24 protein-coding genes and 1 tRNA gene are annotated in these 16,332 nt (G+C 67.0%); 12 read left to right on the plus strand and 13 right to left on the minus strand.

Annotated elements, in window-relative coordinates; all coding sequences use genetic code 11:
• Positions 1-79 precede the first annotated feature (79 nt).
• The 6 genes from E0H75_RS44605 (at position 80) to E0H75_RS11970 (ending at position 2,764) form a co-directional block, all read left to right on the plus strand.
• Entirely contained in the window at positions 80-208 is a 129-nt protein-coding gene (locus tag E0H75_RS44605) for a hypothetical protein (RefSeq protein WP_272948904.1), read from the plus strand.
• 77 nt (positions 209-285) lie between these two features.
• The gene (locus E0H75_RS43005) at positions 286-444 is read left to right on the plus strand and encodes a hypothetical protein (protein ID WP_165553658.1); all 159 of its coding nucleotides are present in this window, start codon (positions 286-288) and stop codon (positions 442-444) included.
• Between the two features lie 20 nt (positions 445-464).
• A complete protein-coding gene (gene nadD / locus E0H75_RS11955) occupies positions 465-1,076 on the plus strand; it encodes a nicotinate-nucleotide adenylyltransferase (protein WP_131349812.1) in 612 nt (203 codons plus the stop codon).
• Positions 1,077-1,085: 9 nt separating this feature from the next.
• Positions 1,086-1,463, plus strand: a complete 378-nt coding sequence (gene rsfS / locus E0H75_RS11960) for a ribosome silencing factor (RefSeq protein ID WP_131513568.1) — start codon at positions 1,086-1,088, stop codon at positions 1,461-1,463.
• A complete protein-coding gene (locus E0H75_RS11965; protein WP_131513569.1) occupies positions 1,460-2,107 on the plus strand; it encodes a histidine phosphatase family protein in 648 nt (215 codons plus the stop codon). Before rsfS ends, E0H75_RS11965 begins: the two co-directional genes overlap by 4 nt.
• Before the next feature lie 584 nt (positions 2,108-2,691).
• Positions 2,692-2,764, plus strand: a tRNA-Ala gene (locus tag E0H75_RS11970).
• A gap of 59 nt (positions 2,765-2,823) precedes the next feature.
• Here the strand turns inward: E0H75_RS11970 and E0H75_RS11975 are convergent.
• Both E0H75_RS11975 and E0H75_RS43010 read right to left on the minus strand, forming a co-directional pair.
• Positions 2,824-3,465, minus strand: a complete 642-nt coding sequence (locus tag E0H75_RS11975; RefSeq protein WP_131513570.1) for a macro domain-containing protein — start codon at positions 3,463-3,465, stop codon at positions 2,824-2,826.
• A gap of 739 nt (positions 3,466-4,204) precedes the next feature.
• Positions 4,205-4,366 carry a hypothetical protein gene (locus E0H75_RS43010; RefSeq protein ID WP_165553660.1) on the minus strand — a complete coding sequence of 54 codons (162 nt, stop codon included), beginning with the start codon at positions 4,364-4,366 and terminating at the stop codon, positions 4,205-4,207.
• 351 nt (positions 4,367-4,717) lie between these two features.
• On the opposite strand from E0H75_RS43010, the gene E0H75_RS11980 reads away from it, so the two are divergent.
• Positions 4,718-5,497, plus strand: a complete 780-nt coding sequence (locus tag E0H75_RS11980) for a class I SAM-dependent methyltransferase (protein ID WP_131513571.1) — start codon at positions 4,718-4,720, stop codon at positions 5,495-5,497.
• A gap of 98 nt (positions 5,498-5,595) precedes the next feature.
• On the opposite strand, the gene E0H75_RS11985 is transcribed toward E0H75_RS11980, so the two are convergent.
• The 3 genes from E0H75_RS11985 to E0H75_RS11995 all read right to left on the minus strand — a co-directional run bounded on the left by E0H75_RS11985 (position 5,596) and on the right by E0H75_RS11995 (position 7,332).
• The gene (locus E0H75_RS11985; RefSeq protein WP_131513572.1) at positions 5,596-6,270 is read right to left on the minus strand and encodes a hypothetical protein; all 675 of its coding nucleotides are present in this window, start codon (positions 6,268-6,270) and stop codon (positions 5,596-5,598) included.
• Between the two features lie 132 nt (positions 6,271-6,402).
• On the minus strand, positions 6,403-7,038 hold the full coding sequence (locus E0H75_RS11990; protein ID WP_131513573.1) for a hypothetical protein: 636 nt from the start codon (positions 7,036-7,038) through the stop codon (positions 6,403-6,405).
• 6 nt (positions 7,039-7,044) lie between these two features.
• Entirely contained in the window at positions 7,045-7,332 is a 288-nt protein-coding gene (locus E0H75_RS11995; protein WP_131513574.1) for a hypothetical protein, read from the minus strand.
• A gap of 249 nt (positions 7,333-7,581) precedes the next feature.
• Here E0H75_RS11995 and E0H75_RS12000 point away from each other — a divergent pair, with 249 nt between their 5' ends.
• Entirely contained in the window at positions 7,582-8,007 is a 426-nt protein-coding gene (locus E0H75_RS12000; RefSeq protein WP_131513575.1) for a hypothetical protein, read from the plus strand.
• Positions 8,008-8,173: 166 nt separating this feature from the next.
• On the opposite strand, the gene E0H75_RS12005 is transcribed toward E0H75_RS12000, so the two are convergent.
• Complete coding sequence (locus E0H75_RS12005) at positions 8,174-8,758, minus strand: GNAT family N-acetyltransferase (protein ID WP_131513576.1); 585 nt, start codon at positions 8,756-8,758, stop codon at positions 8,174-8,176.
• Between the two features lie 52 nt (positions 8,759-8,810).
• The gene (locus E0H75_RS12010) at positions 8,811-9,284 is read right to left on the minus strand and encodes a hypothetical protein (protein WP_131513577.1); all 474 of its coding nucleotides are present in this window, start codon (positions 9,282-9,284) and stop codon (positions 8,811-8,813) included.
• A 141-nt stretch (positions 9,285-9,425) separates the two neighbouring features.
• On the opposite strand from E0H75_RS12010, the gene E0H75_RS12015 reads away from it, so the two are divergent.
• A complete protein-coding gene (locus E0H75_RS12015; protein ID WP_131513578.1) occupies positions 9,426-10,094 on the plus strand; it encodes a GPR1/FUN34/YaaH family transporter in 669 nt (222 codons plus the stop codon).
• 66 nt (positions 10,095-10,160) lie between these two features.
• Here E0H75_RS12015 and E0H75_RS12020 read toward each other — a convergent pair whose 3' ends face one another.
• The 4 genes from E0H75_RS12020 to E0H75_RS12030 all read right to left on the minus strand — a co-directional run bounded on the left by E0H75_RS12020 (position 10,161) and on the right by E0H75_RS12030 (position 12,626).
• Positions 10,161-10,547 carry an SHOCT domain-containing protein gene (locus tag E0H75_RS12020; RefSeq protein WP_131514086.1) on the minus strand — a complete coding sequence of 129 codons (387 nt, stop codon included), beginning with the start codon at positions 10,545-10,547 and terminating at the stop codon, positions 10,161-10,163.
• 169 nt (positions 10,548-10,716) lie between these two features.
• Positions 10,717-10,998 (minus strand): hypothetical protein, encoded by a 282-nt coding sequence (locus E0H75_RS44040; protein ID WP_238162973.1) that lies wholly within the window; start codon positions 10,996-10,998, stop codon positions 10,717-10,719.
• Complete coding sequence (locus tag E0H75_RS12025) at positions 10,995-11,741, minus strand: NAD(P)-binding domain-containing protein (RefSeq protein ID WP_238162974.1); 747 nt, start codon at positions 11,739-11,741, stop codon at positions 10,995-10,997. The genes E0H75_RS44040 and E0H75_RS12025 overlap by 4 nt, the downstream gene beginning before the upstream one ends.
• A gap of 204 nt (positions 11,742-11,945) precedes the next feature.
• A complete protein-coding gene (locus E0H75_RS12030) occupies positions 11,946-12,626 on the minus strand; it encodes a hypothetical protein (RefSeq protein WP_202872963.1) in 681 nt (226 codons plus the stop codon).
• A 37-nt stretch (positions 12,627-12,663) separates the two neighbouring features.
• Between E0H75_RS12030 and E0H75_RS12035 the strand changes: the two genes are divergently transcribed.
• The 3 genes from E0H75_RS12035 to E0H75_RS12045 are packed head-to-tail and all read left to right on the plus strand — an operon-like array spanning position 12,664 to position 15,126.
• On the plus strand, positions 12,664-13,176 hold the full coding sequence (locus E0H75_RS12035) for a CGNR zinc finger domain-containing protein (RefSeq protein WP_131513579.1): 513 nt from the start codon (positions 12,664-12,666) through the stop codon (positions 13,174-13,176).
• A 32-nt stretch (positions 13,177-13,208) separates the two neighbouring features.
• Positions 13,209-13,643: a VOC family protein gene (locus tag E0H75_RS12040; RefSeq protein WP_131513580.1), complete on the plus strand. Its 435-nt coding sequence runs from the start codon at positions 13,209-13,211 to the stop codon at positions 13,641-13,643.
• Positions 13,644-13,659: 16 nt separating this feature from the next.
• Positions 13,660-15,126 (plus strand): serine hydrolase domain-containing protein, encoded by a 1,467-nt coding sequence (locus E0H75_RS12045; RefSeq protein ID WP_165553662.1) that lies wholly within the window; start codon positions 13,660-13,662, stop codon positions 15,124-15,126.
• Between the two features lie 10 nt (positions 15,127-15,136).
• Here E0H75_RS12045 and E0H75_RS12050 read toward each other — a convergent pair whose 3' ends face one another.
• Both E0H75_RS12050 and E0H75_RS12055 read right to left on the minus strand, forming a co-directional pair.
• Positions 15,137-15,517 (minus strand): VOC family protein, encoded by a 381-nt coding sequence (locus E0H75_RS12050; RefSeq protein WP_131513582.1) that lies wholly within the window; start codon positions 15,515-15,517, stop codon positions 15,137-15,139.
• A gap of 76 nt (positions 15,518-15,593) precedes the next feature.
• Entirely contained in the window at positions 15,594-16,178 is a 585-nt protein-coding gene (locus E0H75_RS12055; protein ID WP_131513583.1) for a dihydrofolate reductase family protein, read from the minus strand.
• Positions 16,179-16,332 lie beyond the last annotated feature (154 nt).

Here is a 16,332-nt window from a genome sequence, read left to right on the forward strand (position 1 = left end):
GCGCGGAACTCACGCCGTACAATATGAAGTGTCGAGGCCAGCCCGCCACGATGCCGCCGTACAACCCAGTGAAGGAATCATGATCACCCCCGAAGTTGCCCGTGCCCACATCGACGAGCGCCGGCGTGCCGCCGCGCAGGCCCGGCGTGCGCACGCCGTACCGTCCCCATGGCGCCGGCTGCTGACCCGTCACATCCGCCACAGCTGACGTCCTCCGCGCGACCGGCCGGCCGATGAGGCCACCGGTCGCGCTCGTGCGTCCGGCCACGAGATAGGCTCTGGGGCATGCAATCGCACATTCTGCCGCTGCTGGCGGCCGTCGAAGAGGCCGGCTCCGAGGCCAAGCACATCTCGGAGTGGTGGTACGGCGGGTTCGCCCTGTTCGTACTGGTCCTGCTGCTCCTCGTCACCGTCATCATGGGCAAGGGCCGGCCGCACTCCTGAGCGGCTGAGAACTGGCTGATATGGCTTCCGTCGAGCGGGTCCGTCGCCTGGGCGTGATGGGTGGCACGTTCGACCCGATCCATCATGGCCACCTGGTCGCGGCCAGCGAGGTGCAGGCGTACTTCGACCTGGACGAGGTGATCTTCGTTCCGACCGGCCAGCCCTGGCAGAAGACCGACCGGGCGGTCTCTCCGGCCGAGGACCGGTATCTGATGACGGTCATCGCGACGGCGTCGAACCCGCGGTTCTCGGTCAGCCGGGTCGACATCGACCGGCCCGGGCCGACGTACACGATCGACACCCTGCGCGACCTGTCGGCGCTGTACCCGGACGCGGAGCTGTTCTTCATCACCGGTGCCGACGCGCTCGCCCAGATCCTCACCTGGCGCGACGTGGACGAGATGTTCAAGCTGGCGCAGTTCGTCGGCTGCACCCGGCCCGGGACCGAAGGCCTCGAACTGCCGCTGGACAAGCTCCCGATGGATCGGATCACACTGCTCGAGGTGCCGGCGCTGGCGATCTCCTCGACCGAATGCCGGGCCCGGGTCGCCAAGGGCAACCCGACCTGGTACCTCGTCCCGGACGGCATCGTCCAGTACATCGCCAAGCGCGAGCTCTACACCAACCGTTAGAAGGAACCTATGCCAGCAAGCGATCGTGCCATCGAGCTGCTCACCGCGGCCGCCGAGGCCGCCCACGACAAGAAGGCCGAGAACGTCCTCGCCTTCGACGTGTCGGAGCAACTCGCCATCACCGACGCGTTCCTGGTCGCCTCCGCCTCCAACGACCGCCAGGTGCGCGCCATCGTCGACGCGGTCGAGGAGAAGCTGCGGATCGACTTCGACGCCAAGCCGGTCCGCCGCGAGGGCGCCCGGGAGGGCCGCTGGGTGCTGCTCGACTACCTCGAGATCGTCATCCACGTCCAGCACGACGAGGAGCGCAGCTTCTACTCCCTCGAGCGTCTCTGGCGCGACTGCCCGGCCATCCCGCTGCCCTCTCCGATCCCTTCGGCTGAATGAGCGCGGGACGACTGATCGTCTGGCGCCACGGCCGGACCGAGTGGAACCTGCAGGACAAAATGCAAGGCCAGGCCGACATCCCCCTCGATGAGGTCGGGATCGAACAGGCCCGCGTGGCAGCCGCGCGGCTCGCCTCCCTCGCCCCGACCCGCCTCTTCGCCAGCGACCTCCAGCGCGCCGCCGCCACCGCCGGCGAACTCGCTGCGCTCACCGGCCTCAAAATCGAGTACGACGAAGCCCTCCGCGAGATCCACGTCGACGACTGGGCCGGCAAAACCTCAGCCGAAATCGCCGCCACCCAACCCGAAGCCCTCGCCCGCGTCCGCGCCGGCCAGACCCAGCGCCGAGGCACCGCCGGCGAAACCACCGAAGAAGTCGCCGACCGCTTCTCCGCCGCCCTCACCCGGATCTCGGTCGAAGGGACCTCGGAAGACACCATCGTCATCACCACCCACGGGTTCGCGGCGCGCGTCGGGATCTGCCAGTTCCTCGGCATCCCCCAGGCGAACTGGTCCGCGTTCGGAGGGCTCGCCAACTGCAACTGGATCTCGCTGCTTCCTAGCCGTAGTAACGGCTGGCGCATCGAGGAATGGAACGCCGGCTCCCTCCCCGAACCAGTAATGAGCGACGACCCCCAACGCTGACCTGAAGCCGGGTTGGGGGATAGGCCCAAACGACACCGCTGCGCGGCGGCTGTCCTGTAGGCCGCCTCCGGCGGCGTCGGAGACCGCCCTCCGGCGCAATGCACTCGGCGAGTGATTCCCGCGACGGACAGTCGGATGTCTCTGCGCGGCGACACTCGGGCTCAGCGGGCTCCGATGGTCTGACAAGCGGCGTACTGCACTCGGGCTAGCCAACTCGGCGACGGTCGGTTGACACCGCTGTGGCCCGCCGCGTGCTAGCTGCCTGCGGTGGGCTCGCTGAACGCCCTCCGGCGTACCGCACTCGATGGATATGTCGTAGTCGTTTGAGGAGGGACTCGGTTTGGTTCAGCTGACTCAGACGACCGTCGTCGGCTGCGTCAGGCTTGCTGACCTCAGCGCATGAACTGGATGACGCGAGTCGCAGCTCAGGACCTGTGTCGTGGCGTCTTGAGGCTGTCCAGCCGCTGCATGCGGGACGGATCCGCCTGCTCACAGCCTGCTTCCAGGTGCCTGTGAGCGAGGGGGTATCCGATTTTTCTTTGGCGCCGGGTATCCGCTAAACTTCCGGAGTCGCAAGACACCGCGGGGCTTTGGCGCAGTTGGTAGCGCGCTTCCATGGCATGGAAGAGGTCAGGGGTTCGAATCCCCTAAGCTCCACCGCAGCTCAGAGGCCGGTCTCCCACTCGGGAGACCGGCTTCTGTCATGACCTGAGTGTCTATCGGTTGGCGGGCAGCTGTTCGTCCAGCGCCTCGGCATCCTCCGACACAACTCTGTGAAGCAGCTCCTCGCGTTGTGAGATGCGTGTGGCGGCTGGCAGACGCCACATGGTGTAGGCGGCGGCCATGAGCTGTGCGGCTCGGCCAGGCAGCACTCGGCCGTATCCCGTACCGAAACCAGGCGCGGCAAGTCTCTTGACCATGCTGGCTGCTGGATGACGGCTTAGAGTCACCAAGGCGGCCCAGAATGCGTCGTGTACGGCGATATCCATCCCGTCCAACAGCGGCATCGGCACGCGCATGGTCGGTGCGTAGACAAGCCAGCGGCAAGGCTCGCCGTCAGTAGGAACAACGCTCGCTGACCCGACCGGTTGGTAGCCGTGATCCTCGTCGGCCACCGCTGCCCAGACCGACCGCTGAACATCGGGCCAGTGGCCGGCGAGTGCTCGATCGACACCGCCGTCCATCTGCCCGTAGCTGTTTCCTGCCGTCAGTACGGCGTCGACTTCCGGTAGCACGTTCAGCAGCGATCCTTGCCGCACCTCGACCACGCCCTCGTCGATCTGAGTGGCGAAGACATCGCGCCAGGCTGATACGAGATCAGCGTCGAGGTCGACAAGGAGCAAGTGGGGCGGCGTCACACCGACATCCCGCAGGTTGAGGCGTGGCTGGCTTGGGCTGGTGACGTGGCGGGATTCGCGCCAAGGTGCGGGAAGGTGTTGACGACTCCGGTGCGTACCTCTTGGATCATGTGCCGACGTTACGACAAGGTCGTGGTCGCGACCACGGACATCTGCGGATGGTGGATCGTACTCCCCGCGAGCAGATCGCGGCTCGAACGTGATGGCATGGAAGAGGTCAGGGGTTCGAAGCCCCTAAGCTCCACCGCGGGCTTCGGTCCCCTCGGTGAGCACCGGCCGCAACTCGGGGCGGTACGCCGTGTCGGTCACTGACTTGTCGATGTTCGCACCACGCCGGCATCCGACCTGGAAAGGTGTCAGCCGATGAGGGATACACGACGTCTCGCGCCGGGCGGCCACCGACGTAGCGCCGATGACAGCGCTTCACTCTCGGCGGCATGAGCGGCCGCTTCGCCGTAGCGTTGCCCTCGTGGCTGACGACGGTGAGCGAGACGTGACCTGGGGTCGAACGGTGGGCGCACCCGCCCCTGGCGACCCTCGGGACGGCGAACTGCACCAGTTCCATGGTCCTCCGCCTACGGCGTTCGATCTGGAGCCATGGGACGACCACGCCGGTGGGATGGATGCTCACTATGTCCGGGAGGACGGGCCACCTTCCGTTGAAGAGGACGGGCGCACGGTCTGGCCTTACATCTACAGCCCGGGCTGACCGCGCACGGACAGCGGCATGAGCGGACGTTCACGTGGCGGCCTGCGCCCGCTTGATCGCCGCCTTCCATCCCCACACGTTGTGCACGGTGCCGACCTGCATGTCACGGAAGTTCGACGGCAGGCCGGTCGAAACCACCTCGGCGTGATCCACGACCTTCAGGCCGCCATCAGTAAAGAGTTCGATTCGCACGAGACCCTGCTCCGTGGCGGCGAGCCCGGCGACGGTACGGCGAGTTGGCGGCGCCTGACCGCGGCACGGCAGCCGGAAGGCTCGCATGGCACAGCGATGAGGTCGCCGACCTCGAGGGACGTAGTGCTGCGAGGCGACGAGGGACGGGAGCGACTCGGCATACCGGGCCCGACATACAGAACACCAGATCGTGATGCCTCCACCGACCGCGGAACGGTACGCCGAATCGGTGCGCCGGGCCGGTGTGGGACTGGGGAGCGAGTGTGCGCGCGCAGATCATCCGCTCGCTAGCTGTCTGCGGTACCCAGCCCGCATCGGGTGCCCTTGTGGCGGCCCCTAAGCTTTGCCGTTGTGACGGACAGCTTTGATCCCGTGGCGTACAACCGTGCCGCCTGGGACCGCGAGGTGGAGAACAGTAACGAATGGACCCAGCCGGCCGGGCCGGAGGTCATCGCCCGGGCACGGGCCGGCGATTGGTCCGTTGTCCTGATCGGCTACCAGGCAGTGCCGCGCGGCTGGCTTCCGGCTGAACTGGTCGGCGCCGAGGTGCTGTGCCTGGCTTCCGGCGGAGGGCAGCAGGGGCCAGTGCTCTCGGCAGCGGGCGCGGCCGTGACTGTACTGGACAATTCGCCACGGCAACTGGACCGGGACCGGGAGGTCGCCACCCGCGAGGGACTGGCCGTCCGTACCGTGCTCGGCGACATGCGCGACCTGAGCGTGTTCCCGGATGCCAGCTTCGATGTCGTCTTCAACCCGGTGTCCAACGTGTTCTGTCCCGACCTGGAACCGGTCTGGCGGGAGTCATTCCGCGTGCTGCGCCCGGGCGGAATCTTGATGGCCGGGTTCCTGAACCCTGACATCTTCATTTTCGACATCACGGCATTGGAGGAGCGGGATGAGCTCATAGTGCGCCATCGGCTCCCGTTCAGCAGCCTTGATCTCTCAGACGCCGAGCGGCAGCGCTCGTACGGGACCGGGCCGATCGAATACAGCCACTCACTCACCGGGCAGATCGGCGGCCAGCTCGCGGCGGGCTTTACCCTGACCCACTTCGACGAAGCCCCGCACCACGCGGATGCCACCGCCCGGTACATGCCTGGTTACTTCGCCACCCGAGCCATCAAGCCGTAACCGCTGCGCGATCGGAGAACGCCCGAACATGCCGATGATCGGGTGGCTCATTGACGCGGCCTGCGACGGCGATGGACCCGGACCAAGTGGGCGCGCTTTCAAGCGGATCGGCCGACGCCGTGGAAGTTGCGCCGCAAGAGCAGCACCGCCACCGTGAGCACCCAAAGCCAGAACAGTAGGTATGGCGCCAGCCAGATGTTGTTCGACCAGTCGATGCGGCAAAGGACGAGGCCCCCTCCGCTCGCGATGGCCAGCCATCCGACCCAGCGGGGCAGGAATCGGCTCGATGCGATGACCCAGCCGCAGGACACAGCGAAGCTGCCAAGCGCCACGCGTGCGTTGGCGAATGCCGCCTGCGACTCCTCAAAGGCGTACCTGGCGATCTGAGGGTCGAGATCATCGGCAAGGAACACGGCCGCGACCTCGTTCCCCGTGAGGACCAGAGCAGCGAACAACACCCCGGAGACCATCGCGATTGACGACCGCCACGGAGCCTCGCCCTCGGCGTGCCGCAACAGGATGGACAGCGCGACCCCGAACCACACGAAAGTGACCAGCCCGATCGTGAGAGCGAAAGACCGCAAGGGCGAGGCAACCGTGTTGGGTGACCGGTAGTGGGCGAGGAACTCGGCTGCCGGGGCGGTGAAGGACGGTTCAGCGCGCGAGCCGACAAGGACGACGAACAGCAACACCACGGCGGCCAGCCCCGCGATGCCGGTGACCCTGCCAAGGCGCTGCCACGCAGCAGCGTCAGAAATCGGGGCAGTGTTCATCTGGTGATGATGCACGAACTCGTGGCTTGCACGCACTCTCATGCCGCCGTCCGCGCGACCAATGTCGCCGAGTTGACCAAAGCGGTCGGGCCATGACCCAGCACGCGTCCTGCTCAAGAGCACTCAGCAACGTCAAAGTAGGTGTCGGTCCGCAGTGTGTCTCGGGGCTCGAGCATCGTGTTGTTCGATGGGTCGGTGGGGGATCGCGCAGGCGAGCATGAGCAGGGCCATGAACGAGTAGTAGTACAACGCGACCCACAGCCCCTGCGGTGTGTCGAGGGTCAGGTGTGGGGCGACGGACTCGACCGTCAGCGCCCAGATCGGAACGACGCTGAACGCCACGAACCCGGCCACCAGTCGTCCCGATCGTGGGCCGCGGCCGGAGATGGCGTAACCGCCGACCATGCCGTACAGGGGTACGCCGATGGCGCCGCCGCCGATGCCGTTCTCAAGGACGCCGAGTGGGTCCGGGATGAGCACGGCCGTGAAGAGCAGGGGCGAAAGCGCCAGCCACCGCCAGTGCCGCCGTCCGCCGGTACGGCGGACGTACTCCGCCCATGCCAGCAGAACCCCGGTGAGCATGCCAGGCAGCAAGATCCAGAGGAAGGTGCCGACCCATTCGACACCCGCCTCGTCGCCGGCGACCTGGGACATGAATCCGCGCAGACCGGCAGCCCACGCGAACCCACACAGTCCGCCGACGGTGAGCAACCTCGTCAGATTGACGGTCGACAGTTGATGCGAGGGATACGGCTCTTGTTTCGCCATCGGAACCTACCCGGCCATCTCGGCTGACGAGCCGCGACGACGGCGCAGCGCCGCGATCCCGACGATCACCGCCCACAGCGCCATACCGCTGGAGACTGGGAAGAAGGGGTCGGACGCGTCAGTGAGCAGGAAGGTGCCACCGGCAAGCGCGTAGGCCAGGCCGCCGATGACGCCGATCGTCGCCACTACCCAGTTGCCCAGCGTGCGGGTCATGGCGCCGACCGTGGCCGACAACGCCAACTGCCCGTCCATCGGCCACGACAGCTCCAGCAACTCCCGGTTCCGATCGGTCATCGTCACCCACCACCCCTTGGTCAACTCAGTCTGCGGTGGGAGTGTTCAGCCAGCCTTAAAGTCACTCGACCCACTAAGGCCACTCGCCGTTCGGTTGTTGCTCAAGCGCCGTCTCTCACTCCGGTGGCTCGTAGCTCGCCGAGGGCTTGGGTGAGTTGTCGTCGGAGTCGCTGGTTGTCTTCGGCGAGTTCGCTGTTGCGTGCGTTGTCAGGTGTCGGAGCGGCGGACGGGCCTGCTGATGTGCGGGCGATGCTGTTCGCCCGCGGCACGGGAAGATTGGGTTACTCGGTGGGTTCAGCGGACACGGGAGGTGCCCAGGTGGTGCGCCCAGAGACTGATCGCGACCGAGTGCGCTACTGGCGTGACCGCGATTGGCTTACCTACGCAGTGCACGAACTGCCGACCGGCGTTCTCGACGGGCCGCATGCCGCCACCGCGTCTCAGTGTCACGAGATGCTTGCGGGGCTGGAGGAATTCTCCCGCCTGTGCACGCGGCTCGGCTTGGACGACCACGAGGAATTCATTGAAGGGTGCCGCTGGCACTTCGAGCACTACCCGCACTATCTCAGCCGACACCGCCACTTCGCGGACTACGAGAAGTACACCCGAGACCGCAGCGGGCCAGTACGCGTGGTCGACCCGCCACCTCCGCCGCGATGGCTCGAACGACCCTGAATCTCTTCGGCCACTACCGCGGTGCCTTCGTCCGCCTGTGTGCAGAGACAGGGCGCCCGGTCGTGTGGGAGATGACGGAGTTCGCGACGCGGGAGCGGTACAGGGTCTTGATCGGCGTCAAGCGTGTGATTGTCGGGCAGTCGCGAGAGCGCGCCTCTGGGCCGGTTCAGCGCGTGCTTGGGGCCACCTCGCGGACCATGACGCAGTTGCCGAGGCCTTTGGGGCGGTCGTAGGTGAAGCCTTCGCGTTCGTACATCGTGCGGGTGCCGTTGTAGAGGAACGACGAGTTCTTCTTCCGGACCCCGCCGGTGTCGTGCGGGTAGCCCTCGACCAGGCCGCCGCCGGCCCGCGCGATCAGGTCGACGGCTCCGCGCAGGGCGACCGCTGCGAGGCCCTGACCGCGAAAAGCGCGCTCGACCAGGATGCAGGTGACCCGGTAGTCGGGCAGGCGCTCGGCTGTGGCCACGTACTCCTTGCGGTGCTGGATGTTGGGCAGTTCCTCGGGTGATCCGTACTCCGCCCAGGCGACGGCCCGGTCGCCGTCGTAGACCAGCGCCGCGTGCGCGATGCCTTCGGCCACCCAACGTTGCTTGAGCGCCCGGTTCCCCTCGGCGGTCACGCCCCGTTCCGCGCAATCGGGATGGAAGTGCGTGCACCAGCAGCTGGCGAACATGCCCTTGTTCCGCTCGACGAGAGCGGCGAAGTCATCGAACGTCTCCGGCGTGAGCGCCTTGATCGTGAAGTCGGACATGTCTGGAACGTACATCAGATTCCGGACGTTCGGCTTCCGGTAGCTCACGCTGTCAGGGCGAAATACGCGCCGTCGCAGACGAGATGCTCTCATTCAGGTTGCTCGTCCCAGCGCTGTCGGTCACCGCTGATGTCAGGGCGCCGTTGCTGAAGAGGACTTGCTCGTGCGCGGCTCGATTCGTGACCAGTACGTCCTCGCGCGTGGACCGACCGGTCCGGACCGACAACGGCGACAGGGTTTCCACGTCGAGTCCGGCGGATTCGGCAGGTTCCGCGTGGAGCTGGAAGGCCTGCGCGCGCTCCGACAGCTGCCCGGCCGGATAGGTCATCGCCCCGACATGCAGATCCACGAGGGTCCCGTACGTCGCGTTCAGCGTGGCCGCGATCTCGGTTGCCCACGCGGCCAGCTCGATGCGGAACGGTGGCTCGCGCCGCTCGGTATCGGGACTGGGCCATACCACGAGTGCGCCCGGTGACTCCTCGTGCAACCGGCGCAGGTCCACGCGCAAGCTCTGCCATCCGGCCATGGCCTGACGGTATCGAAACCGCGCACGCCGCAGGCAGCGCGTGCGGACCTGGATGCGTGCGGCGTCTCAAATCGAGACAGATCGGCGGAGCGAAATGGAGACCCTGATCGCATCCGGGATCCGCCCCGAAAGGAGTTCGCCATGACCACAATCGACGCCGATGCCTTCGGCGCCCACGAGCAACGCGCCCAACACGCCGCTGAGGTCGCTGAGGCTGAGGCCGCGGGCCCAGCGGTGACAGGAGACCCGTCTCTGATCGGTCTTCCCAGTTTCATCGTGGGATCGGTCGCGCTCGGTCTCGTCCTCGTCGGCTACGTGCCTGCGGCGGCGGTCGGGGCCTCGCTGTCCATCATCGTCGCGGCCACCGGCCTGGGCCTGGTGATCGCGGCCGTGTGGGCGGCGGGCGTCGGGCAGAGCGCGGTCGCCGGCGTGTTCGGCATCTTCGCGGGCTTCTGGCTCAGTTACGCGATGCTCGTACTGGGCCTCACGCACAACTGGCTCGGCATCGTCGCCGCGGACGCCGTCGACACGCAAGGCCTGTTCCTGATCTCGTGGCTGGTCGTGATCGGGATGCTGACCCTGGCCACACTTCGGCTGCCGAGCGCCTACACGGTGCTCTTCGCGCTCATCGAAATCGCCCTGGTGCTGGTCCTGGTCGGCACCCTGCAGGCATCAGCGGGCGTGCTCCACATCGCCGGTGTGGTGGTGTTCGTCTTCGCCGCGGTGGGTGTCTACCTGTTCTTCAACTCGGCGTCGCAGGCGACAGGCGGTGGCGCGCTTCCGCTCGGACCGCCGATCGTCCACGGTTGAGCCACCTGTCGCAGGTCGGAGGCCCTCTTCCCTTCGGAAGAGGGCCTCTGGCATCTGCCGGTGTGGTCAGGCAAGCGCCTTGATCTTGATGGATTCGTACTCCGCCTGCGTGATCGTTCCGGAATCGAGCAGTTCCTTCGCGCTGGCGATCTCGTCGGTCGGGCTCTTGGAAGTGCCGGCGACATCCTGGATGTACTTCTTCTGCTCGGTCTGCGCGTCCTCGAAATCCTTCCGTCGGCGCTCGTTCATGCTCCGGCCGCGAGCGATGAGGTAGATCAGTGCCCCCAGCCACGGTACGAAGATGAGCAGGATCGCCCAGCCGGCCTTGGCCCAACCGTTGAGCGAGCGGTCGCTGAACAGGTCCCACAGACACCGGAACCACACCATCAGTGCGGCGATCCAGATGAAGAACCAGAAGCTCCAGAGGAGCACTTCCCCGAAGTCATTCGTCATTGCGTCCACGGTCATTCCCTCCAGAGATGAGCGCACGCGCCAGCCGCTCACCCAGGTCGAGCCTCATGACCTGCGCCGCGGACAGGCGTTACGGTTCGCATTGCAGCAGATCCGGACAGTCCGGGGCGTCACCCATAGTGGATGAACTCCGTTGCCATCGGCAGAGAAGTCACCCCAGCATGTCGGTGATGGCGAGGTGGGCGGCCGACGGGCAGCCCTTGGTGAAGCCGTAGAAGGGACCGAAATCGCGGGTCGCCGCGAACCCCGTCAGGTAGAGCCCGGCCAAGGACGTCTCGAGGCCCTCGGTCAAGGCGGGGAAGCCCCAAGTGACCGCGACCCGATCCAGAACTCCGTCCAGGTAGGGCACGCGAGCCAGGTCAGCCCGGTAGCCGGAAGCGAAGTCGACGTGATCGGCTGTCAGCGTCTTGCCATCGGACAGGGCCAGCCTCACGTCGTGTTCGCTGACCGCTGTGGCGACCACCGCACACCCGGATGACTGGTCACGACGGCGTCAGGGATCCGCGGTACGAGCCAGAGTTCGAGGGTGAGACGGCCGACCTGCCAGAACTCGGCGGCGATTGCTCGCTGCCGCTCGACCGGGAGTCCTCGCCACCATCCCCGGTGTGTCAAGGTCTGGTCGACGTACTGGTCGACGAAGCGCCAGCTCACTTTGGCGAACGTCGGCATGCTGTGACGATGCACCACGTCCACGTGCGCCGCGTCGTGGTCACACAGCAAAGTGGCCCATTCGTAGGCGCTCTGCCGGCCGCCGATGATCACGACCCTGGCGCCGGCGAGCGCCTCGAAGGAGACCAGTTCACACGTATGCGAGCGGCGAGCCGCGGGCACCTCGGCATACCACTCCGGCAGGTTGAGGAAGTAGCCGATACCGGGTGAGGCGAGGACCTTGTCCGCGGTGATCGTCGTACCGTCGTCCATCGTTGCCACGAAGGCGGCGTTCGGCTTGGTCAGGCCGGTCACCAGACGCTCGTCGAGGCCGAGCCGCTTGCGCTCGCGGAACCACTCCGTGTAGTCGAGGAAGACCGAGATCGGGATCGGGTCGAAGTCTTCGGGGCGCAGGCCGCGCTCCTCGAAGAACGCCTCGAACGTGTGCTCGCCCTTCCCGTCGAGATGCCAGTCGGGGCCTGACCGCAGGAACATCTCCACCGGCATGTTCTTCCGCCAGAACGCCATCGGGTGGCCCACTGGATACCGTTGTCACGGGCAAGGGCCGCCGCAGAGTAGGCGTACGGCCCCGCGCCGACGACCAGCAGATCCGTCCGGTCCGGCATCGTGTCTCCTGAGGTACGACCAGGTGGCGACAACAACGAGTGGGGCGGTGGGGCCAAGAATCCTCTACCTGATCCGTTGGCGCCAGGAGGCGGACACCTCGGGCGGTCAGTCGTCGGACAGGAGCCAGCCGATGCGGAGTTCTTCCGCGCCAGGTCGGAAGGTGCGGATGAGCTCGGCGCGCTCGGGGTCGTCGTCGGGGAGGTCCTCGGCGAGGGCGGCCTGTGCGGCGATGGTCTGCGGGCGGGCGCCAAGTGCGGCGCGCAGATGGAGTGAGCGGCGCAGCATCGCGATCCGCTCGGTGGGCTCCTTGAGATGTGCGAGGTGCCGGATGATGTACGACTCGAGGTAGCCATCGCCGTACTTCGTGGCGATCTCGAGTGCTGTCTCGTAGCGTGCGAGGGCGCCGGCCGGGTCCTCGTCGATGTTGTCCAGCAGGACGCCCCAGTGGTACTCCGCCCAACCGCGCTGCAGCTCGTCGGCGCTCCGTGCCGCCGCGCGGTAGCCGGCCTCGGCCACGGCGCGGTCGTCCGCGCGGGCGTCACGCTGGAACAGCAGACGGCTGTACGCCATGCGTGCCGTGAGCAACTGCGCGGTCGGCGATGCGGGATCGAGTGCCGCGACCGCCTTCTCGGCCTCCTCATGACCGTCGATCCGGAAGAACCAGCGGTCGACGGCGATCTCGGCGCGCAGCTCGGGGTCGGCGTCCGGCTCCAGCACGGCGAGTGCGGCATCCCACTCCCCGAGCAGGTGCAGGCGTCGGGCGATGTAGGCGTCATCAGTTAGCATGACGCCTACGATAAGAACCGACGATGTAGGTGGTCAAGTGGAATACGGCGACTACATAGGGAATGTGACGCGGCTGGCCGTCGAGTTGGCCAACACCGGCACGCTCAACGAGCACGGTGAACTGGTTGCCACGTTCTTCGCCGAGCACGAGATCATTCCGCCGCCGGACGGCGACTACGGCGACCTGCCGGACCTCGTGCGTACGGCGCTCGCGCAGTCGGTGGACGGCGTCGCTCCCGACGCCGTCCACCGACTGCTGCGCGATTACCCGCCGGACATGCACCTGTCCGACCACGACGGCGGCTGGCACATCCACTTCAGCCGCAACGGCACCCCGGCCAAGCGCTGGGCCGGCCAACTGATCGCTGCAAAGCTCGCCCTGGTCGCGGCCGGGGATCCAGCGGTGACGCTCGGGCGGTGCGCCGCGGCCGGTTGCGGGAACTACTTCGTGGACCAGTCGCGGAACCGCACGCGCCGGTTCTGCTCCAACGCGTGCGCGAGCCGTACGACGGTCGCGGCGTACCGCGCGCGGGCGGCGAAAAACTCCTAGCAGCGTCGTCCGATGTCCAGCACGATGGGTGGATGGCATCGGTCAGGCAGTTCCAGGTCACCTTCGACTGCGCGGATCCTGAGCGCGTAGCTCGCTTCTGGTGCAAGGTGTTGGGGTACGTCGTACCGCCGCCACCCGAAGGTTTTGCCACCTGGGCCGATTTCGGTCGCTCGCTGCCGCCTGAGCGTCAGGGCGTGGGGTTCGCCTGCGGCGATCCCACCGGGGTCGGCCCGCGGCTGTACTTCCAGCGCGTTCCCGAAGGCAAGGTCGTCAAGAATCGGGTGCATCTTGACGTGCGGGTCGGTACCGGGCTAATTGGTGAAGAGCGCGTGGCCGTGCTCGAGGCCGAATGCGCACGACTGGTCGCGCTCGGCGCGAAGCGCGTGCAGCTACTGCGGGCCGATGGGTTCAACGAGTCCTGCCTGCCGATGCTGGATGTCGAGGGCAACGAGTTCTGTCTCGACTGAGTTGGGGGAGGTGGGCATGGATCTTCGGGGGAGCGTTGAGGCAGGGTTTTGGCCGCTGGTCGAGTCCTTTGCCGGCTCGCACGACGTGGCAGGCCTGGCCGTCGCGGTGGTGCGCGACGAGGAGGTCGTCGCGCGTGGGTTCGGCGTCCGTGACGTCGGGACCGGTGCGCCGGTCACGCCGGAAACGATGTTCCACCTGGCATCGGTGTCCAAGCCCTTCGTCGCGACCGCGATCATGTCGCTGGCAACCGCTCGGGAAGCCGGCGAACCGGCGCTGGATCTGGATGCTCCGATCACCGAATGGGTCCCTGAGTTCACGCTCGCCGATGGTCGCGCAGGCGACGTCACAGCCCGGCGTCTGCTGAGCCACACCAGCGGTCTTCCCGACGTCACGGACTATGGCTGGCACGACCCTCAGCTCGGCGACGACGCCCTCAGCGAGTTCGCTCGCAGCCTGTCGGACTGGCGACTGCAGGCGGAGCCCGGCTCGGCGTTCGCCTACTCCAACGCCGGGTTCGAGCTTCTCGGGCTGCTGTTGTCCAGGGTCACGGGTACGACGTTCGAGAACGCCGTACGGCGCGAGGTCCTGGCCCCACTCGGGATGCGGGACAGCACCTTCCTGCGCAGCGAGGTGCCCGCGCACCTGGCTGCATCACCGCACGTAGGGATGCCACTGTCGGTGCCCGAGGGCTCCTATCCGTACACCAGGCGCCATGCCCCGAGCTCGAGCCTCCATTCCAACCTGGTCGAGCTGTGTCGCTGGATGGTGGCCCACTTCGAGCCGGCGTCCGACGGGCGGTGGGCGCGGCTGGACCCTGAGCTGCTCGACCTGATGTGCCGGCCCGTGGTGTCGGTGGGCAACCCGCCCTGGCAAGAAGCGGCGGGACTCGGCTGGGCCTTAGGCAACTACCGCGGGCACCGAACACTGAGCCACAGTGGCTTGGACCCCGGCTTCGGGTCGAGGCTCGTGCTGGTTCCGGAGCGGCGTACGGGCGTCGTCGTACTGGCGAACTCCAACACGATCCCCGCCTCGCCCATCGCGAAGGCAGCACTCGACATCGCCCTCGCCGATCACCACGTCTCCAGTGCGACGCCGGAGAGCGTGGTGGCGATCCGCGCGTTGCTGCCCTCGATTGCCGGCCCCGTCGCCGAGGCGCTGAAGACGTCGGGTCGGGACGCGGCCGAGGCGGCGTACCACCGACTTGTCGCGGTCGAGCCGGCCGAGTTCGACCTCGACGACGAGGGGTTCGACGACGGCGTGTGGGGAGCGATCGAGCTGCACCGCACAGACCTGGTCTGGCCGCTGCTGCGAGTGTGGACCGAGTTGCGTCCGGACTCATCCGCCGCTTGGACGATGACCGGATGGGCCCATCAGCTGGACGGGCAGCTCGACCTGGCGAGGAGCGCGCTTCGACGTGCCGTCGACCTCGACCCCGGCAACGACGATGCCGCACAGCTCATGAGCGGCCTCCCGTCGGCGTGACTGCTGACGATCAGAGTGGGTTGAGGCGGGCGTTGAGCAGGCAGAACACATTGCCTTCGGGGTCGGCGAGCACATGCCAGTTCTCGTCGCCGGTCTGGCCGATGTCGGCCGGGCGCGCACCGAGCTTCAGCAGGCGTTCGAGCTCGGCGTCCTGATCGCGGTCGGTGGCATTGACGTCGATGTGCAGCCGGGTCTTCCCCGGCTCCGGTTCGTCCCTGCGACTGATGATGATCGTCGGCTGCGGACCGCCGAACCCTTCGCGCGGCCCGATCTCCGTCGAGCCGTCGTGCATGCGATCGAGGACGACGAAGTCCAGCACCTCGCACCAGAACCGCGTCAGCACCTCCGGGTCGCGGCAACCGAGCACCAGCTCACTGATCCGACACGCCATTCGCCAAACCTGCTCTCAGCCTCGGTGGAACAATCTCGCGAGCGTACCGAACGAGGTGAGCCCGGGCGACGTGATTTCACCCGTGCAGGATGGGACGGTAGGTGAGTTCCTGAGTGTGGCCGTCGAGGGTGCGTTGATCGATCAGCTCGAGGTCGAAGTCGGCCGCACCCTGGAAGACCGGGTCCGCTCCGGTCCGACCGCTGATGACGGGGAAGATTGTGAGCTGGACGCGGTCGACCAAGCCGGCGGCCATCAGCGACCGGTTCAGCGACAGGCTGCCGGCTGAGACCATCGGTACGTCGGACTCCTCTTTGAGCCGGGCGACGACGTCGACGGCGTCGCCGTTCTCCAGGGTCGCGTTCTTCCAGGCGAGGGGTCCTTCCAGCGTCCTCGACACCACCGTCGTCGGCAGGCTCCGCATCAGGGTGTTCACCGGGTCACGGACTTCGGATTCCTCGATGCTCGGGCCCAGAATCTCCAGGAACTGCCGGTAGGTGGTTGCCCCGAGCATCAATCGCGGCGTCTCGCCGTACAGGGCGAGGCGGCGGTCGAGGAACTCGGGGCCTTGCTTGCCCCAGTAGCCGCCCCAGTCGCCGCCTTCGCCGTACGAGCCGAAACCGTCGAGGGTGGACAAGACATCGAAGGTGTAGATGGCGGTCATGGTGTTCTCCTCGAATAGCTAAAAGGTGGATTGCAGTGGCCGTCCTGGGCGGCTCTCACCCCTTCCACGAACGCCGCCGCCTCGATCCGACACCGCCCCGCGGACTTCCTGAGAACCTCTGGTACGCCGATCGTGAGCTTCGCCGCTTTCAACC

It is taken from the genome of Kribbella capetownensis, assembly GCF_004331485.1.
GTDB classification, from domain to species: domain Bacteria; phylum Actinomycetota; class Actinomycetes; order Propionibacteriales; family Kribbellaceae; genus Kribbella; species Kribbella capetownensis.

Excerpts from the sequence above, each read along its gene's own strand:
- E0H75_RS44605 (WP_272948904.1), top strand. The coding sequence starts at position 80 with ATGATCACCCCCGAAGTTGCCCGTGCCCACATCGACGAGCGCCGGCGT.
- E0H75_RS43005 (WP_165553658.1), top strand. The coding sequence starts at position 286 with ATGCAATCGCACATTCTGCCGCTGCTGGCGGCCGTCGAAGAGGCCGGC.
- nadD (WP_131349812.1), top strand. The coding sequence starts at position 465 with ATGGCTTCCGTCGAGCGGGTCCGTCGCCTGGGCGTGATGGGTGGCACG.
- rsfS (WP_131513568.1), top strand. The coding sequence starts at position 1,086 with ATGCCAGCAAGCGATCGTGCCATCGAGCTGCTCACCGCGGCCGCCGAG.
- E0H75_RS11965 (WP_131513569.1), top strand. The coding sequence starts at position 1,460 with ATGAGCGCGGGACGACTGATCGTCTGGCGCCACGGCCGGACCGAGTGG.
- E0H75_RS11985 (WP_131513572.1), bottom strand. The coding sequence starts at position 6,270 with ATGAACACTGCCCCGATTTCTGACGCTGCTGCGTGGCAGCGCCTTGGC.
- E0H75_RS11990 (WP_131513573.1), bottom strand. The coding sequence starts at position 7,038 with ATGGCGAAACAAGAGCCGTATCCCTCGCATCAACTGTCGACCGTCAAT.
- E0H75_RS11995 (WP_131513574.1), bottom strand. The coding sequence starts at position 7,332 with ATGACCGATCGGAACCGGGAGTTGCTGGAGCTGTCGTGGCCGATGGAC.
- E0H75_RS12000 (WP_131513575.1), top strand. The coding sequence starts at position 7,582 with ATGCTGTTCGCCCGCGGCACGGGAAGATTGGGTTACTCGGTGGGTTCA.
- E0H75_RS12005 (WP_131513576.1), bottom strand. The coding sequence starts at position 8,758 with ATGTCCGACTTCACGATCAAGGCGCTCACGCCGGAGACGTTCGATGAC.
- E0H75_RS12010 (WP_131513577.1), bottom strand. The coding sequence starts at position 9,284 with ATGGCCGGATGGCAGAGCTTGCGCGTGGACCTGCGCCGGTTGCACGAG.
- E0H75_RS12015 (WP_131513578.1), top strand. The coding sequence starts at position 9,426 with ATGACCACAATCGACGCCGATGCCTTCGGCGCCCACGAGCAACGCGCC.
- E0H75_RS12020 (WP_131514086.1), bottom strand. The coding sequence starts at position 10,547 with ATGACGAATGACTTCGGGGAAGTGCTCCTCTGGAGCTTCTGGTTCTTC.
- E0H75_RS12025 (WP_238162974.1), bottom strand. The coding sequence starts at position 11,741 with ATGGCGTTCTGGCGGAAGAACATGCCGGTGGAGATGTTCCTGCGGTCA.
- E0H75_RS12030 (WP_202872963.1), bottom strand. The coding sequence starts at position 12,626 with ATGCTAACTGATGACGCCTACATCGCCCGACGCCTGCACCTGCTCGGG.
- E0H75_RS12040 (WP_131513580.1), top strand. The coding sequence starts at position 13,209 with ATGGCATCGGTCAGGCAGTTCCAGGTCACCTTCGACTGCGCGGATCCT.
- E0H75_RS12045 (WP_165553662.1), top strand. The coding sequence starts at position 13,660 with ATGGATCTTCGGGGGAGCGTTGAGGCAGGGTTTTGGCCGCTGGTCGAG.
- E0H75_RS12050 (WP_131513582.1), bottom strand. The coding sequence starts at position 15,517 with ATGGCGTGTCGGATCAGTGAGCTGGTGCTCGGTTGCCGCGACCCGGAG.
- E0H75_RS12055 (WP_131513583.1), bottom strand. The coding sequence starts at position 16,178 with ATGACCGCCATCTACACCTTCGATGTCTTGTCCACCCTCGACGGTTTC.